The sequence below is a fragment of the Cutibacterium sp. LaCa_286 genome (assembly GCF_057198075.1).
In genome coordinates, this window is sequence record NZ_CP191091.1 from 1,122,850 (window position 1) to 1,138,029 (window position 15,180).

The window sequence follows — 15,180 nt, forward strand, 5'->3', positions numbered from 1 at the left end:
GGGCGAAGCGAGCGTCCTGATGATGCCTCGCTCGTGATGCCCGGCCGCACGCGTCACCGGCAACACCTGCGACACGACTGCCCATGGCTCACGCCTTGTGCTGCGGAATGGTCAGTGTCGCACAGGTGCCGACGTCGCCGGGGTTGTTCGTCAGGGTGAAGTCGCCCCCCAGATCCCCGATGAGGGTGGTCACGATTGACAGCCCCAGTGACGAGCGATGCGCATCAAGGCTGAATCCTTCAGGCAGCGGTTCACCGTCATTGACGATCTCCACGACGAGTGCATCATCGGTCACGTGTGGCTGTACGCTCAGTGTGCCCGATGACGAGCCAAAGCTGTGCTCAATGGCGTTCTGGCACAGTTCGGTCATCGACAGGCTGAGCGCAGTGGCCACGTCGGCGTTGATCATGCCGAAGCTCCCCTCCCGGCGCGCGATCACTTCACCGCTGGAGGCTGCGACATCGCCGACCCGATGCAGGATCCGATCGGCGATCTCGTCGAAGGCAACCTCCTCGTCGAAATTCTGTGAGAGGATCTCGTGGACGACGGCGATCGAGGCCACCCGTTCCTTGGCCTCCTCGAGAGCCTGACGAGCGTCCTCATTGGTGACGCGTCGAGACTGCAACCGCAGCAGGGCGGCCACGGTTTGCAGATTGTTCTTCACCCGGTGGTGGATCTCACGAATCGTCGCGTCCTTGGTGACAAGTTGACGGTCTCGACTGCGCAGCTCGGTGAGGTCTCGCACCAGCAGCATCGTCCCGGCGGTCACCTCCTCCCCTACCAACCACGAGTACAGCGGAATGACTCGGGTACGCAGGGTGGCCTGTTTGTTCTCGATGTCGGTCTCGCGCAGGCTGCCACCCTCGAGATCCAGACCGATTGACTGGCCTATCTCCTGCACGTCGGTGCACAAGCTGCGCACCACTGGAAGGAATGGCTCCCCCTCGAGGTCACCGGTCAGACCAAGCTTGCGGAACGCCGTCACCGCATTGGGACTTGCATAGGTGACCGTGCCGGTCGTCGCCACGCGTACCACACCATCGGTGATGCGCGGTGCCAGTGCCGGGTTCGATGACGGGAACATGGGAAACTCACCGTGGTAGAGCATCTCGGAGAGGATGTTGGCAATCTCCAGATAATTGTCCTCGGTGGAGCCGGGGGCTCGCACCCCCATTCGATTGGTGTGTCGCTCGACGACGGCGATGACTCGATCATCACGCAGGACGGGAATGGCACAGACGTCCACCGGGATACCAGCGGAGATCTTGTTGTCACTCGTCTCACACATGTCGACGCTCATGTAGGCCTCGGTGACCAAGGACTCGTCATCATAGGCCGTGAATTCGCCCACGACGTCGGACTCCAGCGCGGTTGGCCCGGTGTCGGGGCGGGCCTGCGCTCCTGCCCAGAACACGGCGGGGTCATCGGTGGGGAGCCAAAGAATGAGGTCTGAGAACGAGCAGTCGGCAAGAATCTGCCATTCGTCGACAAGGCTCCTGAGCCATGCGATGTCATCAGGCCCCAGATTGCAGTGTTCCAGTGCTACATGGTTGATTCCAGCCATGGGACAAAGATTAACCACAGTTCAAGACGCGAGGCCTGCGGGGGTGGCTCCCGAGTTGATGCATATCACACCGGTGAGGCACAATGTATCCTCGTTGCTGCGCCAACGCGTGGTCCCTCCGTGCCCGGAGGGGGTCAACTAGGAGGAGAACGCCATGGGTAAGACCGGCCGTAAGCGTCGTTCACGTCGCAAGAAGTCAGCAAACCACGGCAAGCGTCCCAACGCCTGAACCGCGGTTTCCATGCAAAAGTGCCTCCCCCTTGGGGGAGGCACTTTTCTCATGCTGGAACTACCTGCCTGCGCAGGCCACGGGCTCACAGGGTGACGCGCAGTGCACCGACCCTGGCACGCAATGTCTCCGAGACGTGGGCCGGCGGATAGCACCGATGCAGCAGATGGGAAATCTTCGACTCGATGTCGGCCTGCTCCATGCAGTCGTCGCAGGCGTCGATGTGATGACGGAAGGCGTTGGCCTGCTCCTCGCCCAGTTCATCGTGCAGGAAGGCCTGGAGATGGTCAATGACCCACTGACAGTCCAGGGCCGGACACGGACCGGTGGTGCGCTCGCTTTCGGACATGCTCATGCTCGCTCCTGCATCATGGTCAACGGCTCATAGGTCTCATCGCTGATCTGGCCCGCCATCGGACCGATACCACGGGCCCCGGCCACCTCGGTGAGTTGGGCTCTCAATTGTTTTCGAGCCCGATTGAGCCGAGACATCACCGTTCCTATCGGAGTCCCCATGATTTCCGCGATTTCCTTGTATGCGAAGCCTTCGACGTCTGCAAGCATGACCACTTGGCGGAAGTCGTCGGACAGGGAGTCGAGCGCCTCTCGGATGCGTTCGTCGGGCATCGTGTCAAGCGCCTCGACCTCGGCAGATCGCAACCCGGTGGCGTCGTGGGAGGCGGCTCGGGCGATCTGCCAGTCCTCGACGTCATCGCCATCGGCAGTCTGTGGACGACGCTGAGCCTTGCGATAGCCGTTGATGTAGGTGTTGGTGAGGATCCGGAACAGCCATGCCTTGAGATTGGTACCCGGCTTGAACTGGTGGAACGAGGAGAACGCCTTGATGAAGGCTTCCTGGACGACGTCCTCGGCATCGGCCCGATTGCGTGTCATGCGCAGGGCGGCACCGTAGAGCTGGTCAAGGTACTCCAAGGCGTCTCGCTCGAATCGAGCGACGCGCTCCTCATCGGTCTCCTGGGCAACGCCATCTGCCCCAGCACGTTCGGACAGGTCACTGTGTCTGGACGGACCGGAGTGTCTGGGGAGCGGTTGCCCGTCAGTCGGAATCGTCATCACATATGAGCTTAGCTGCTTCCAATCGCAATTGGCGTAACCACGCCCCGACGGGCCGCGAAATCGCTGCCTCGAAAACTGATCAGCGGTCGCTGACCGGGCTTGCGTGGTACCAGCACGTGTGAGGGATTCCATGCCGGTAGCAACGTCTCACGTGGCACGGTATTCCCCGATCCCGGACGGTTATTGCCCATATTGGCCAAGACGTGTCGTGCGACCCATTACAGTGAGGTATCGGTACAGCTTCACCGGGGCCCATCGCCCCGGTCTCTCACACGGTAGGAATACAGCTATGAGCATCATCCGCGGACTGGGACGAGTTCTGTTCTCCAGCTACTTCATCGTCAAGGGTTCGAATGCTGCCCTCAAACCAAATGACTTCGTCGAGGAAGCCGAACCTGTCGCTGACAAGCTTGTTCCCATGCTTCAGCGCACCCTCCCCTCCGTGGGGGGATACATCCCCGATGACACCCGCGCCCTGGTACGCGCCACCGGTGCCGCCCAAGCGGCAGGTGGTCTTGCCATGGCCACCGGGCTGGGGCGTCGTCTCGGTGCCAGCGTGGTCGCTGCCACCATGGTGCCGCACGTCATCGCCTCGATCCCCGACAAGACTCTGCCGAAGGCGGAACGCGCCGCAGGTCGTTCGGTGCTGCTGCGCAACGTCTCCCTGCTGGGTGCCAGCCTCATGGCCTCCAAGGACACCGCTGGACGCCCTGGCCTTGCTTGGCGTACCGCCAACACCAAGCACCGTCTCGAGAGCTCGGCTCGCGACCAGAAGGCGTCGCTGGCAGCCAATCAGGACAAGATGAGCCGCAAGGCTCGCAAGCGCATCGCCAAGGCGGAGAAGAAGGCTCGCAAGACCGCTGAGAAGATGCAGAAGAAGGCTGCTGCCCGCAGCTGAGACCTGCCGAACTCCAGGAACCGTCCTCCCGAGTGACGACACAGACGACGTGGGCTGTCCCGCGGGCTCCTCACGAGCTCACGGGACGCGTCGTCGTTCCCGGGTCGAAGTCCCAGACCAATCGCGCTCTGTTGCTCGCCGCCACGAGCAACAGTGACAGCGTGCTCGACGGCGTGCTTCGTTGTCGGGACAGTGAGCTCATGATGGCTGGTCTCCAGGCTCTCGGGGCACGGTTCTCGGTGCCGGCCCCCGGACGAGTACTCGTGCGTGCTCCAAGGATTTTGCACCACGCCGTGCACCCCATCGAGTGCGGGCTCGCCGGAACGGTCATGCGTTTCCTGCCGGCGCTGGCCGCCACCGTGGCGGGACGCACTCGGTTCATTGGTGATGAGGCCGCCGCACGGCGCCCCATGGACGGCCTGGTGACGGGGTTGCGTCAGCTCGGAGCCAGATGCAGGTACGAATCTCGCGGGGCAGGACACTCACCACACGCGACCCTCCCCCTCACCGTGGACGCCCCGGCACGTCTGGGCGGACCGGTCGTCGAGATCGACGCTGCCCAGTCAAGCCAATTCGTTTCGGCCCTGCTGCTGGCTGCACCGCGTTGCACACACGGGATCGACCTACGACACACTGGAGCGGCTCTACCCTCCCGACCCCACATCGACATGACCTGCACCATGCTCGCCAGACGTGGCGTCCGCGTCGAGCAGCCGGAACCGTGCCGGTGGGTTGTCCACCCCGGTCCGGTGCAGGGCCGGGACGAGACGATCGAGCCGGATCTCACCAACGCAGCAGTGTTCCTCGCCGTAGCAATGGTGACCGGCGGATCGGTGGAGGTTCCCGGCTGGCCACGCGTCACCGACCAGCCCGGGACGATCTTCCTCGACATGGCCACCCGGATGGGGGCCATCGTGAATCGGTGCGGCGATGTGGTGCGCGTCACCGGCGGTGAGCTGCATGGAATCGATGTCGACCTGCACGCAGCCAGCGAGCTGACACCAGTCGTCGCGGCACTCGGTCTGCTGGCCGATGGACGCACCAGGATCCGAGGGGTCGCACACATCCGTGGTCACGAGACCGACCGGCTGGCAGCCGTGGAGGATCAGTTTCGAATGCTGGGGAGCGACGTCTCACAGACCGAGGATGGGATGGTCATCACCGGGTGTGGGCAGGACGGCTGTCCCGGCGCCAGTGGCCTCACCGGCGGGCTCGTCCGCACCTGTGCCGATCACCGCATGGCACACGCCCTTGCTCTCGTGGGGCTGCTCGTGCCCGGAGTCGTCCTCGACGACGTCTCGTGCACCACCAAGACGATGCCACACTTTCCTGCAATGTGGTCCCACCTAGTGGAAGGACGTCCATGAGCCCACGCCGGCTGGCCAGTTCAGGTATCGACACCGACGACTACAGTGCCTTTGATCGCCCCCGGCGGCGGTCCCGTCCGCGTACCAAGAATCGTCCCGACTACTCCGATCTGCCCATTGGTCAGGTGACCTCCATTGATCGTGGGCGCTACACGTGCCGCCTGGACGAGCACGACCTCGTTGCCATGAAGGCTCGCAGCCTTGGCCGCAAGGCCGTCATCGTCGGTGATCGGGTCAGACTGGATGGTGACACGTCGGGAGCCGAGGGCAGCTTGGCTCGAATACCCCAGGTGGAGCGACGTCGCACCGTCCTGCGTCGTACGGCCGACGACACCGATCCCCATGAGCGGGCCATCGTCGCCAACGCCGATCAGATCTTCATCGTCACCGCTCTCGCGCAGCCCGAGCCACGCGTGGGCATGATCGACCGGGTGCTCGTGGCCGCCTATGACGCCGGGGTTGATCCCGTGCTGTGCCTCACCAAGGCGGATCTGGCCGACCCCGACGAACTCATGGGGCTGTACGGGTCACTCGACGTACCGGTGGTGACGACCCGACCCGGAGCAGATCTGGACCCCGTGCGCGACATGCTCACCGACCGGACGACCGTCCTGGTGGGTCACTCCGGGGTGGGCAAGTCGACGCTCATGAATGCTCTCGTGCCCGGTGCAGGACGAACCACGGGGCACGTCAACGATGCCACGGGACGAGGCAGACACACCTCGACCTCTGCGCAGGCCCTCGAGCTGCCCGGCGGGGGGTGGATCATCGACACCCCAGGGGTTCGATCATTCGGACTGTCCCATGTGACGGCTGACCGGATCCTCGCCGCATTCGGTGATCTGGAGCCCATCACCGCCCAGTGTCTGCGGGGATGTGAGCATCTGACGAGTTCTCCGGAATGTGCCCTGGACCGGGCCGTCGAGCACGGGCTCATCCGGCCGATCCGGCTGGAGTCGTTTCGGAGGCTGGACGCTGCTCGACAGGCGAACCCCTCCAACTCCTGAGGACCTTCTTCCCTGAGGGTTTCCGAACAGTCCTGCAGCGAGCGCAGCAGCTGGGACGACACACCAGCTCCCGGACACAGCCACCATCCACGGCCCCATCGACGCGCACGCCGCTCACCTGAGACCGGACCGATCGACGCTGCCGACCCGTGCCAGGTGGTCCCGATGTCTGGCCATGTGTCCGTGGCGTGCACCTGGCTGCCCCATGCCGGTGGTCCCCGTGTCGGGAACCGCCACGCCGCCATCCGCCTGTCGATCAGGGCTCCGGCACGACACGTCCACCGCGTAGATTTAGGTCATGGTGAACGTGCTTGACGATCTTGCCCTGGCCCACCGGATTGCCGATGAGGCCGATGCCCTGACGCTGGCTCGATTCCGGACCAGCGACCTGCACATCGACCACAAGCCGGACCACAGCGAGGTGACCGACGCCGATCTGGCCGTGGAAGATGCTGCACGACGTGTCATCGCGACAGCTCGACCAGCCGATGCCGTCCACGGTGAGGAGCGGGCCGACACCGGTTCCGGGCCGCGACGCTGGATCATCGACCCCATTGACGGCACGGCGAACTATGCCCGCGGGGTTCCGGTGTGGGCCACCCTCATCGCCCTGGCCGAGGATGACGAAGTGATTGCCTCGGTCGTCTCGGCACCAGCCCTGCACCGACGTTGGTGGGCGGCACGTGGTCATGGAGCATGGGCGGGGCCGAACGTCGAGCAGGGATCGCCCATCCACGTCTCGACGGTGAGCGAACTGCGCGAGGCATTCCTGTCGTACTCGTCACTGCACGGATGGGAGGAATCAGATCGCGGGGATGGATTCGCCGAACTCATGGCGACAGTGTGGCGCACCCGGGCTTTCGGGGACTTCTGGAGTTACATGCTCCTGGCTGAAGGAGTCGTCGATCTTGCCGCCGAACCCGAACTCAATCTGCACGACATGGCCGCCCTCGACGTCATCGTGCGGGAAGCAGGAGGCACGTTCACGACCGTTGCCGGCAAGCCCGGCCCGTGGGGACCAGACGCCTTGGCGAGCAACGGTCTGCTACACGACCAGGCCATGGCCATTCTGGGGTCCAGGGCACATGCTTGCTAGTAGTACTGAAACCCGTACTCATGGGGCTTCCATCGAAGGGTTGGCCCCATGAGCAGCATCGGACTCACAGCACTCGGGCGCGAATGGTACCTTCCAGACGAGTGACGTCGACCAACAGTTCCCGGTCGGTCTCGTCGATGTCGAGCACTGTGTACCCCAGCTCCCCGCGAGTGGCCAGCGCCTGGTAGGTGACATTGCCGCCGTGATCGGCCACCAACCGGTTGAGGTCTGCCATGATGCCGGGCATGTTGAGGTGCAGGTGTCCGATGCGCGCCCCGGGAGTGGCGCCCGTCGTGATGTCGGGAAGATTGACGCTCATGCTCGTCGAAGCGCGTTCACTGTAGTCGATGAGCTTGCCAGCCACGTAACGACCGATGTCGATCTGGGCCTCCTGGGTCGATCCCCCCACGTGTGGAGTGAGGATGACGTTGTCCAGACTCTGCAGCTCGGAGACGAACGGTTCATCGCCGGATCGGGGCTCACTGGGATAGACGTCCACCGCGGCACCGGCGAGATGTCCGGTGCGCAGATTGTCCGCGAGCGCAGCGACGTCGACGACATGTCCGCGCGACAGGTTGAGGAACAGCGACCGCGGCCGCATCATCGAGAACTCCTGCTCACCGAAGAGAAGCGTGTTGTCGGCGCGTCCGTCCACATGAACGGTGACGACGTCGACGGACTGCAGCAGCTCCTCGAGACTGTCGCAGCGGTGGGCATTGCCCATGGGGAGTTTGTCCGCGACGTCGTAATACATGACGCTCAGACCGAGCGCCTCGGCCAACACCGAGATCTGGGCACCGATGTTTCCGTACCCGACGATGCCCAGGGTGCGGCCACGCACCTCGTGCGACCCGATGGCGGACTTGCGCCACACCCCGTGATGCATCTGGGTGTTGCGATCTCCCAACCTGCGGGCCAGGGCGATGATCTCGGAGATCACCAGCTCCACGACGGAGCGGGTGTTGGAGAACGGGGCGTTGAACGCCGCCACCCCGGCGCGCGCCAGATCATCCAGGGCAAGCTGGTTGGTACCAATGCAGAAGGCACCCACCGCCGTCAACGTCTCACCGCGTTCCGCAACGACCTTGGGGGTGACCTGGGTGCGAGATCGAACGCCCAGCAGGTCGACCCCGTCGAGTGCCTCGATGAGTTCGTCCTCACCCAGTGCCCCGGAGACACGTTCAACCTCGTAACCAGCCTCGCGCAGGGTTCGTACAGCCTCGTCATGGATGTTCTCGAGCAGAAGCGCCTTCATGCAGGCCAGTCTAGGGAAGGGGCACACCGCGTCTCACGGGATGAAACCACCACGGTTGTGTGCTCATCGCGCCCGTGCGAGGAGACGGCCCCAAGCACTCTCGACGAATGGCCCGACCAACGTCACCACTGCACCTCGGCGAGGACGGGAAGGTACCCAGAGCTGCCCTGCCGCGGCTGCCATGACGTTGCGGGCACAGGGCACCCGGGCGCAGGGGTGACGTCCACCGTGCCGTCACCCCTGCATCGGGACGGTCGAGGCAGCAGTACTCAGGAATGTGGTGCTGCAGCCCTCCCCCACGTCCGGTCCTCGTCCAGGCCTCGAATGGTGGGCACGGCCGCCAGCAGCCGACGGGTGAGATCATGCCGGGGTTCGGCATAGACCTGGGCGAGATTGCCGGACTCGACGATCCGGCCGTCCTGGATGACGGCCACCTCCTGACACAGATGTCGCACCACGGCGAGGTCGTGTGAGACGAGCACCAGGGTGAGGCCGCGCTCGTCCACCAGACGGGTGAGTAGGTTGAGCACCTGGGCACGTACCGACACGTCCAGGGCGGAGACCGGTTCGTCGGCCAGCAGCACCGTCGGGTTGGTGATGAGGGCCCGGGCGATGGCGATACGTTGTCGCTGGCCGCCGGAGAACTCGTGGGGGTACCGATCTCGATCTTCCGGATCGAGACCAACCTCTGCCATGACTCGTTCCAGTGCGGCGGGAACGTCGTCCACCGTGCCGCGCAGCATGCGGGAGCGCAGCGGTTCGGTGATGATCCGGCCCACCCGCATGCGCGGATCCAGGCAGGACCGGGGATCCTGGAAGACCATCGACACCTGGGCGCGCAGCGGGCGCAGATCGGCATGCGAGGCGAGGATCGACGAGCCGGCGAAGAGGACGTCTCCCTCGTCGGGGCGACGCAGCCCGTCCAGCACCTTGAGCAGGGTCGACTTTCCCGATCCGGACTCACCGACGACGCCGAGACGTTGGCCGCGGGCAATGGTGAGGTTGACGTGGTCCAAGGCCTGGACGAGGTTGGCCCCGGTGCCGAGCCGCAGGTTGAGATTCCTCGCCTCGATGATCGGGGTGTTCACGGTGGCGCTCATCGATCCTCCAAGACGATCGGCTGGCCCGGTTCGACGGCGTCGAGTCGAGCAGCACGCAGCAGACGGCGGGTGTAGGGGTGCTTCGGGTCGTTGAAGACGGTGCGTGCCGCCCCGCGTTCCACGAACGTCCCCTGGTGCATGACGACGACCTCGTCACAGACTTGGGAGACGACTGCGAGGTCGTGGGAGATGAACAGGCAGGCGGCTCCCACCCTGGTGAGGACGTCGTCGATGGTTTCCAGCACCCGGGCCTGGACGGTGACGTCCAGTGCGGTGGTCGGCTCGTCACAGATGAGCAGGTCCGGGGAGTTGACCAGGGCCAGGGCGAGCAGGGCCCGCTGACGTTGCCCCCCGGAGAGCTGGTGTGGGTATGCCTGGGCCACGCGTCGGGGCTCACGAATGCCGGCCGTCTCCAGCATGCCAAGCACGACCTCGCGGGTGTTGGCACGTCGTCCACCGCTCAGCGCGACGACTTCTCCGATCTGACGCCCCACCCTCATCGTCGGGTCCAGGGCCGTCATGGGTTCCTGGAACACCATCGCCATGCTGGTGCCGCGCAGTCGTGACATCTTCTGATCCGAGATGCCCAGCAGCTCCTCGCCACGCCAGCACACCGACCCGCTGACGTGGGCATTGCCGGGCAGCAGCCCCATGATGGACAGGGCCGTCACGGACTTGCCGGAACCGGACTCGCCGATGAGGCCGAGCCGTTCACCGGGTTCCATGGTCAGATCGACGCCATCGACCGCAACTCGACGGTGTCGTCCGAAATCGACGTGCAGGTCTCGCACTTCCAGCAGACTCATCGCACCTCCCGAAGTTTGGGATCGAGCAGATCGCGCAATCCGTCACCGAGCAGATTGAAGCCCAACACCGCCACGGCAATGGCCAGGGCTGGCCAGATCGTCAGTGCCGGGTTGGAGAACAGGTAGGACTGGGCATCGTGCAACATCCGTCCCCAGGTGGGCACGCTGGCCGGGGTGGCCAGCCCGAGGAAGCTCAGCGCCGCCTCGGCAAGGATGGCCACGGCGTAGGACACCGATGCCTGCACCCCGATGAGCGGGGCGATGTTGGGCAACACGTGGGTCACGGCGATGCGCCACGCCCCGATCCCGCTGGACCGAGCTGCGACGACGTAGTCCTGGCCGAGGACCTGGCGACTCGTGACTCGGCTGATCCGTGCGAAGACCGGGATGGAGGCCACCCCGATGGCGATCATGCCGGTCCAGGTGGACCCGCCCACCGCAGCAGCCAGGATGATGGCGAGCAGCAGCGCCGGGAAGGCGTAGAGCAGGTCGGCGGCCCGCGACAGCAGCGTGGACCACGGGCGCGGTGCCATGGCGGTGGCGATGCCCCACGGCACACCGATGCCAGCAGCGATGAGCACCGAGACGACACCCACCAGCAGACAGGTCTGGGCGCCGACGAGCATACGGCTCAACAGATCCGCACCCACCTGATCGGTGCCCAGCCAGTGCTGGGCGCTGGGACCGAGCAACCGATCCTGTGGGATGGCGAGATTGGGGTCGTAGGGAGTCCAGAGGAGGGACACGACGGCCGCGATGACGACGACTGCGACGAGGGTGGCTCCAACCACCAGTCCAGTTCGTTTCACTTGGATGCCTCCTTCACCACACGAAGACGGGGGTCCAGGCTCACCGTGACGACGTCACTGAGGAACGAGATGAGCAGGACGAGTGCCACGAGAACCATGACGACGTCGGCCACGACGGGTATGTCACGTGAGGTGACGGCGTCGAGCAGGAAGCTGCCCAGGCCCGGCACCACGAAGACCTTCTCCACGACGATGGCACCGACGAGCATGCTCGAGATCTCCAACCCGAGCACCGTCACCAGCGAGATCGACGCATTGCGACGCCCGTGCCGGCGCAGTGCACCATGCAACGTCCATCCGGCGGCTCGTGCGGTACGCAGGTAGTCGTCGGTGAGCACGTCGATGAACGCCGAACGCACGTAGCGGCTCATGACGGCAGCCTGGACGAGGGCGAGGGCCAGAGCAGGAAGGATGAGGTGGCGAATCCACTCCCCCGGGTTCTCCCGCAGCGGCACGTAGGCACCGGCCGGCAACCAGCGCAGCTCGATGGCGAACAGCAGGATGAGCAGCAGTCCGGCAAGGAAGGCCGGCACGCTCATGAGGAACTGGGCCAGGGCCGAGGTGAGGAATCCTCGGACGTCACGACGATGGATCGCGGCATGCACCCCCATGGGGATGCACAGCAGCAGGGCGATGAGCACGGCCAGCAGCACCAACCAGCCGGTGACGGCCAACCGCTCGGCGATCTGTGGGGCGATCTCCTGGCCGCTGAGCACCGAGGTGCCGAGGTCACCGGTGAGCAACCCGGAGAGCCAGTGCCAGTAGCGCACGAAGAAGGGATCGTCCAGGCCCAACTGCTCACGCAACTGGGCGGCCATCTTCGGGTCGGCATTGGAGCCGAGCATCACCTGGGCCACGTCACCGGGAAGCAGTGAGAGCAGGGCGAAGATGATGATCGAGGCGACGAGCAGGCTCAGGACCAGGCCGAGCAGCCGTCGTGCGATGAGACGTGCCGTGCGGCCAGCCGTACTGGTGCCGCTCGGCGGTGGGCCACCAGCCGTGACATGTGCGGTGTTGTGCGGAACACTCATGCCTTGTCCTCCAATTCGGTGAGGTCGAAGCTCAGTGAGGTTGCGTTGTGCCCCAGGCCGGCGATTCCAGCTCGGGTGACGGTGGTCTTGGGCATGAGGTAGAGGAACCCACCCGAGACGTCGTCATTGAGGATGCGTGCTGCCTGTTTCATGGTGTCGTTGATCTCATTGGCCGGACCGGTCATGGCCTTCGTGACGAGTTTCTGGAACTGCGGGTTGTCGTACCGCCAGTAGTAGTTCGGGTTGGCCCAGTTGACGATGTCTCGCGGCTCGAAGTGTCCGACGATGGTGAGGTCGTAGTCGGCACGGGTGTAGACGGCGTCGAGCCAGCGTGCTGGGAACTCGAGCTCGTCGGTGACCAGGGTGATTCCCACCTGCTTCAACTCGCTGGCGATGATGCGCGCCGAGGCGGTGGCGTAGGGCAGAGTGGGCACCCGCATCCGCAGGGTGAGGCCATTGCCGTGGCCAGCCTCCTTGAGCAGACGCCGGGCCTGGTCCGGGTCGTAGGGCAGCTTGCCCGCCAGGTCCTCGTACCACGGGTCGGTCGGCGGGACCATGGAACCGATGAGCGACCCCTGCCCGTTCGTCACGGCCTTCATGAGGTTCTTCCGATCGATGGCATGCATTATCGCACGGCGAACGCGCTTGTCGGACAACGCCGTGGACTGATTGTTCATCCCCATGACGACCTCATAGTTCGTCGTGCCGGTGATGACGTCGTAGCGGGACGGATCCTGGAACCGGCTCAATGCCTGTGGGGTGGCGAGATCGGAGAGGATGTCGACGTCACCACTCATGAGGGCAGCGGTCTCGGGGGTGGGATCTGCGAAGTACAGGAACTGCACGTGCGACACCTTGGGCTTCAGGTGCCACGCGTTCGGGGAGGTGGCGAGATCGACCGAGTGTCCGGGCCGAAAATCCGTGACGACGTAGGGCCCCGATCCCGCCGGATGGGTGGCAAGGTCGGTCTTGACGGTGGGATCGATGACGACGCCGGCGGAACACCCCAGGTAGAACAGCAGGAAATTGTCCGGGTGGCTCAGGTTGAGCACGACGGTGTGGGAATCCTTGACGCGCACCGTCTTGATGGAACCGAGTTGGGCCTTGGTGACGGCGATACCGTTCTTGCGATTGTTGTCCAGGGATGCGGCAACCGCCTTGGCGTCCACTGGTGCCCCCGAGGCGAATCGGGCCGCAGGATCAAGGTGAAAGGTGTAGGTGAGACCGTCGGGGCTCTGCTGCCACGACCGTGCCAACAATGGTTTGAGATCACCATTGTCGTCGATCTTCGTCAATGTCTCATAGACGTTGTAGAGCAATACTTGGGCGATCGCCGCAGCGGCATTCTGTGTGATGTCCAATGTCGGTGGAGCTGCAGTGGCTGCAACGACCACAGGTTTGTCTCCCGATTCATTGCTGGAGGAATGTGGGGAGCAACCTGTTGCCGTCACTGCCAGGCACAGGGTGAGGAAGAACCCCATCATCCTTGACAGACGCTTCATTCTTGCGTTGGTCCTTTTCTGCCTGACGACCCTGATTGGGCCGTGCTTTGGCAGTCATACTATGTACGCCCATCCAGCCTCGGACGAACGTTCTCCACAGCATTGGAGGACGAAAATTGGTCATTCCCACAGTTCCCAACAGCGAGTCCTTAATCCATCAACCCCTCGTGTCGCCCCACCTCCCTGGAGATCCACTCCCCATCTGGGGCCGCACCGACCAAGGTCACCCACCGGGGCGCTGACAGAGGTGCAGGAGGTGAACGCCGTGCCAGGATCGGCGACCTCCACCGCGGCCACCGTGTCCTTGACCCCCCCGAGCCGGTGGAGCAGGCCGAGAGCCACGAGAAGGTGCGTCCCGGGCGATGTCCACGATCAAGGACGCGATCTCAGCTGTTTCGCGCTGCCGCACCGTAGCTCCGCGACTCGATTTTGCATGCACCACAGACATGTGTATAGTGAAACGAGTCGACGCGGGGTGGAGCAGTTCGGTAGCTCGCCGGGCTCATAACCCGGAGGTCACAGGTTCAAATCCTGTCCCCGCTACCACGTTCCCCGCCAGCTCTTGGGCTGGCGGGGATTTTTCATCTCCGATGGGAACCATTCGAGACGTGGACGTCGGTGTTCTCCCAGCACGCCTCACGTCGGGACATCAGGGATTACGCTCAGTCGTGAGAGCTGCCAGCGCCATCCTCACCACGGGAGTCGTCAGACTCCCTGCCGTGGGACACGTCCTGGTCGTCGGGAAGGTCCTCGGCCTTCGTCACCCCGGTACCCACCCGGTTGGCGTGCAGGACGAGTGTCCAGTCCTCCCCGCGCAGCGGCACGATGATGATCGGACGACGTTGGCGTCGCGAGAGCTGTATGGCGACCGAACCGTCGAACCACTCCTTGGCCTGCCAGCGGAATCCCGGTGCCCGGGTGCCCACCATGAAGGCACCGGCATTGACGGTGTGTGCCAGGTGCGCGAGTTCACGGTCCGTCAGTCCAGCCAGGTAGCGGAACTGCCAGGTGATGTCCGGGTGGGCGCTCATCACCTGCTCCAGGGCGGTGCGCAGATCGACCTCACGCTCGTGGCAGGGGGTGCGCTCCTCGTCGGGGATGAGGGGGACGGAACCCTCGCCATCGGCCACCGGGACGCGGGACTCATCGACGTAGGCCATGACCAACTCGCACCGGTGGGCACGGGCATGTTCCAAGGCAGCCTCGATGATACGTACTGGAATTCCGGGAAACACTGCCACCACGAGGGGATGATCGCTCATGGGAACTCGCGGAAGGTGCTCGTGCTTGGTGGTCGTCGACCCGCAGGCGGGGCAGGCGGATTCTCGTGAGACGTCAGCGGTGGTCGTCATGTCAGCCTCCTTGGACTGAGATCATCCTTGATGGGTCCCACAGTAGCCCCACGACACCCGACGATGGTCAGAAGCAGGGAATCCTCC

At 64.4% G+C, this 15,180-nt stretch carries 15 protein-coding genes and 1 tRNA gene; 6 read left to right on the forward strand and 10 right to left on the reverse strand.

Annotated elements, in window-relative coordinates:
• Nucleotides 1-88: 88 nt before the first annotated feature.
• Nucleotides 89-1,564 (reverse strand): sensor histidine kinase, encoded by a 1,476-nt coding sequence (locus ACP8JZ_RS04845; RefSeq protein ID WP_484482172.1) that lies wholly within the window; start codon nt 1,562-1,564, stop codon nt 89-91.
• A 154-nt stretch (nt 1,565-1,718) separates the two neighbouring features.
• On the opposite strand from ACP8JZ_RS04845, the gene ACP8JZ_RS04850 reads away from it, so the two are divergent.
• Nucleotides 1,719-1,793: a 50S ribosomal protein bL37 gene (locus ACP8JZ_RS04850; protein ID WP_371415854.1), complete on the forward strand. Its 75-nt coding sequence runs from the start codon at nt 1,719-1,721 to the stop codon at nt 1,791-1,793.
• 85 nt (nt 1,794-1,878) lie between these two features.
• Here the strand turns inward: ACP8JZ_RS04850 and ACP8JZ_RS04855 are convergent, their stop codons facing one another.
• Both ACP8JZ_RS04855 and ACP8JZ_RS04860 read right to left on the reverse strand, forming a co-directional pair.
• Nucleotides 1,879-2,148 carry a zf-HC2 domain-containing protein gene (locus ACP8JZ_RS04855; RefSeq protein WP_023035259.1) on the reverse strand — a complete coding sequence of 90 codons (270 nt, stop codon included), beginning with the start codon at nt 2,146-2,148 and terminating at the stop codon, nt 1,879-1,881.
• Nucleotides 2,145-2,867: a sigma-70 family RNA polymerase sigma factor gene (locus ACP8JZ_RS04860; protein WP_410172907.1), complete on the reverse strand. Its 723-nt coding sequence runs from the start codon at nt 2,865-2,867 to the stop codon at nt 2,145-2,147. The genes ACP8JZ_RS04855 and ACP8JZ_RS04860 overlap by 4 nt, the downstream gene beginning before the upstream one ends.
• 292 nt (nt 2,868-3,159) lie before the next feature.
• Here ACP8JZ_RS04860 and ACP8JZ_RS04865 point away from each other — a divergent pair, with 292 nt between their 5' ends.
• The 4 genes from ACP8JZ_RS04865 (at nt 3,160) to ACP8JZ_RS04880 (ending at nt 7,238) form a co-directional block, all read left to right on the forward strand.
• Nucleotides 3,160-3,768, forward strand: a complete 609-nt coding sequence (locus ACP8JZ_RS04865) for a DoxX family membrane protein (RefSeq protein WP_484482173.1) — start codon at nt 3,160-3,162, stop codon at nt 3,766-3,768.
• 32 nt (nt 3,769-3,800) lie between these two features.
• On the forward strand, nt 3,801-5,135 hold the full coding sequence (gene aroA / locus ACP8JZ_RS04870; RefSeq protein ID WP_484482174.1) for a 3-phosphoshikimate 1-carboxyvinyltransferase: 1,335 nt from the start codon (nt 3,801-3,803) through the stop codon (nt 5,133-5,135).
• Complete coding sequence (rsgA, locus tag ACP8JZ_RS04875; RefSeq protein WP_484482175.1) at nt 5,132-6,142, forward strand: ribosome small subunit-dependent GTPase A; 1,011 nt, start codon at nt 5,132-5,134, stop codon at nt 6,140-6,142. Before aroA ends, rsgA begins: the two co-directional genes overlap by 4 nt.
• A gap of 298 nt (nt 6,143-6,440) precedes the next feature.
• Nucleotides 6,441-7,238, forward strand: a complete 798-nt coding sequence (locus ACP8JZ_RS04880) for an inositol monophosphatase family protein (RefSeq protein ID WP_484482176.1) — start codon at nt 6,441-6,443, stop codon at nt 7,236-7,238.
• Nucleotides 7,239-7,302: 64 nt separating this feature from the next.
• On the opposite strand, the gene serA is transcribed toward ACP8JZ_RS04880, so the two are convergent.
• From serA to ACP8JZ_RS04910, 6 genes are all read right to left on the reverse strand, one after another.
• Nucleotides 7,303-8,493 (reverse strand): phosphoglycerate dehydrogenase, encoded by a 1,191-nt coding sequence (gene serA, locus ACP8JZ_RS04885; RefSeq protein WP_023035253.1) that lies wholly within the window; start codon nt 8,491-8,493, stop codon nt 7,303-7,305.
• Between the two features lie 269 nt (nt 8,494-8,762).
• The gene (locus tag ACP8JZ_RS04890) at nt 8,763-9,593 is read right to left on the reverse strand and encodes an ABC transporter ATP-binding protein (protein ID WP_484482177.1); all 831 of its coding nucleotides are present in this window, start codon (nt 9,591-9,593) and stop codon (nt 8,763-8,765) included.
• Nucleotides 9,590-10,399, reverse strand: a complete 810-nt coding sequence (locus ACP8JZ_RS04895; RefSeq protein ID WP_484482178.1) for an ATP-binding cassette domain-containing protein — start codon at nt 10,397-10,399, stop codon at nt 9,590-9,592. The genes ACP8JZ_RS04890 and ACP8JZ_RS04895 overlap by 4 nt, the downstream gene beginning before the upstream one ends.
• The gene (locus ACP8JZ_RS04900; RefSeq protein ID WP_484482179.1) at nt 10,396-11,208 is read right to left on the reverse strand and encodes an ABC transporter permease; all 813 of its coding nucleotides are present in this window, start codon (nt 11,206-11,208) and stop codon (nt 10,396-10,398) included. The genes ACP8JZ_RS04895 and ACP8JZ_RS04900 overlap by 4 nt, the downstream gene beginning before the upstream one ends.
• Nucleotides 11,205-12,239, reverse strand: a complete 1,035-nt coding sequence (locus ACP8JZ_RS04905; protein WP_484482180.1) for an ABC transporter permease — start codon at nt 12,237-12,239, stop codon at nt 11,205-11,207. Before ACP8JZ_RS04905 ends, ACP8JZ_RS04900 begins: the two co-directional genes overlap by 4 nt.
• Nucleotides 12,236-13,741: an ABC transporter substrate-binding protein gene (locus tag ACP8JZ_RS04910; protein ID WP_484482181.1), complete on the reverse strand. Its 1,506-nt coding sequence runs from the start codon at nt 13,739-13,741 to the stop codon at nt 12,236-12,238. Before ACP8JZ_RS04910 ends, ACP8JZ_RS04905 begins: the two co-directional genes overlap by 4 nt.
• A gap of 469 nt (nt 13,742-14,210) precedes the next feature.
• On the opposite strand from ACP8JZ_RS04910, the gene ACP8JZ_RS04915 reads away from it, so the two are divergent.
• A tRNA-Met gene (locus tag ACP8JZ_RS04915) sits at nt 14,211-14,287 on the forward strand.
• 116 nt (nt 14,288-14,403) lie between these two features.
• Here ACP8JZ_RS04915 and ACP8JZ_RS04920 read toward each other — a convergent pair.
• Nucleotides 14,404-15,093, reverse strand: coding sequence for a universal stress protein (locus ACP8JZ_RS04920; RefSeq protein WP_484482182.1), 690 nt, complete (start codon nt 15,091-15,093; stop codon nt 14,404-14,406).
• Nucleotides 15,094-15,180: the final 87 nt, after the last annotated feature.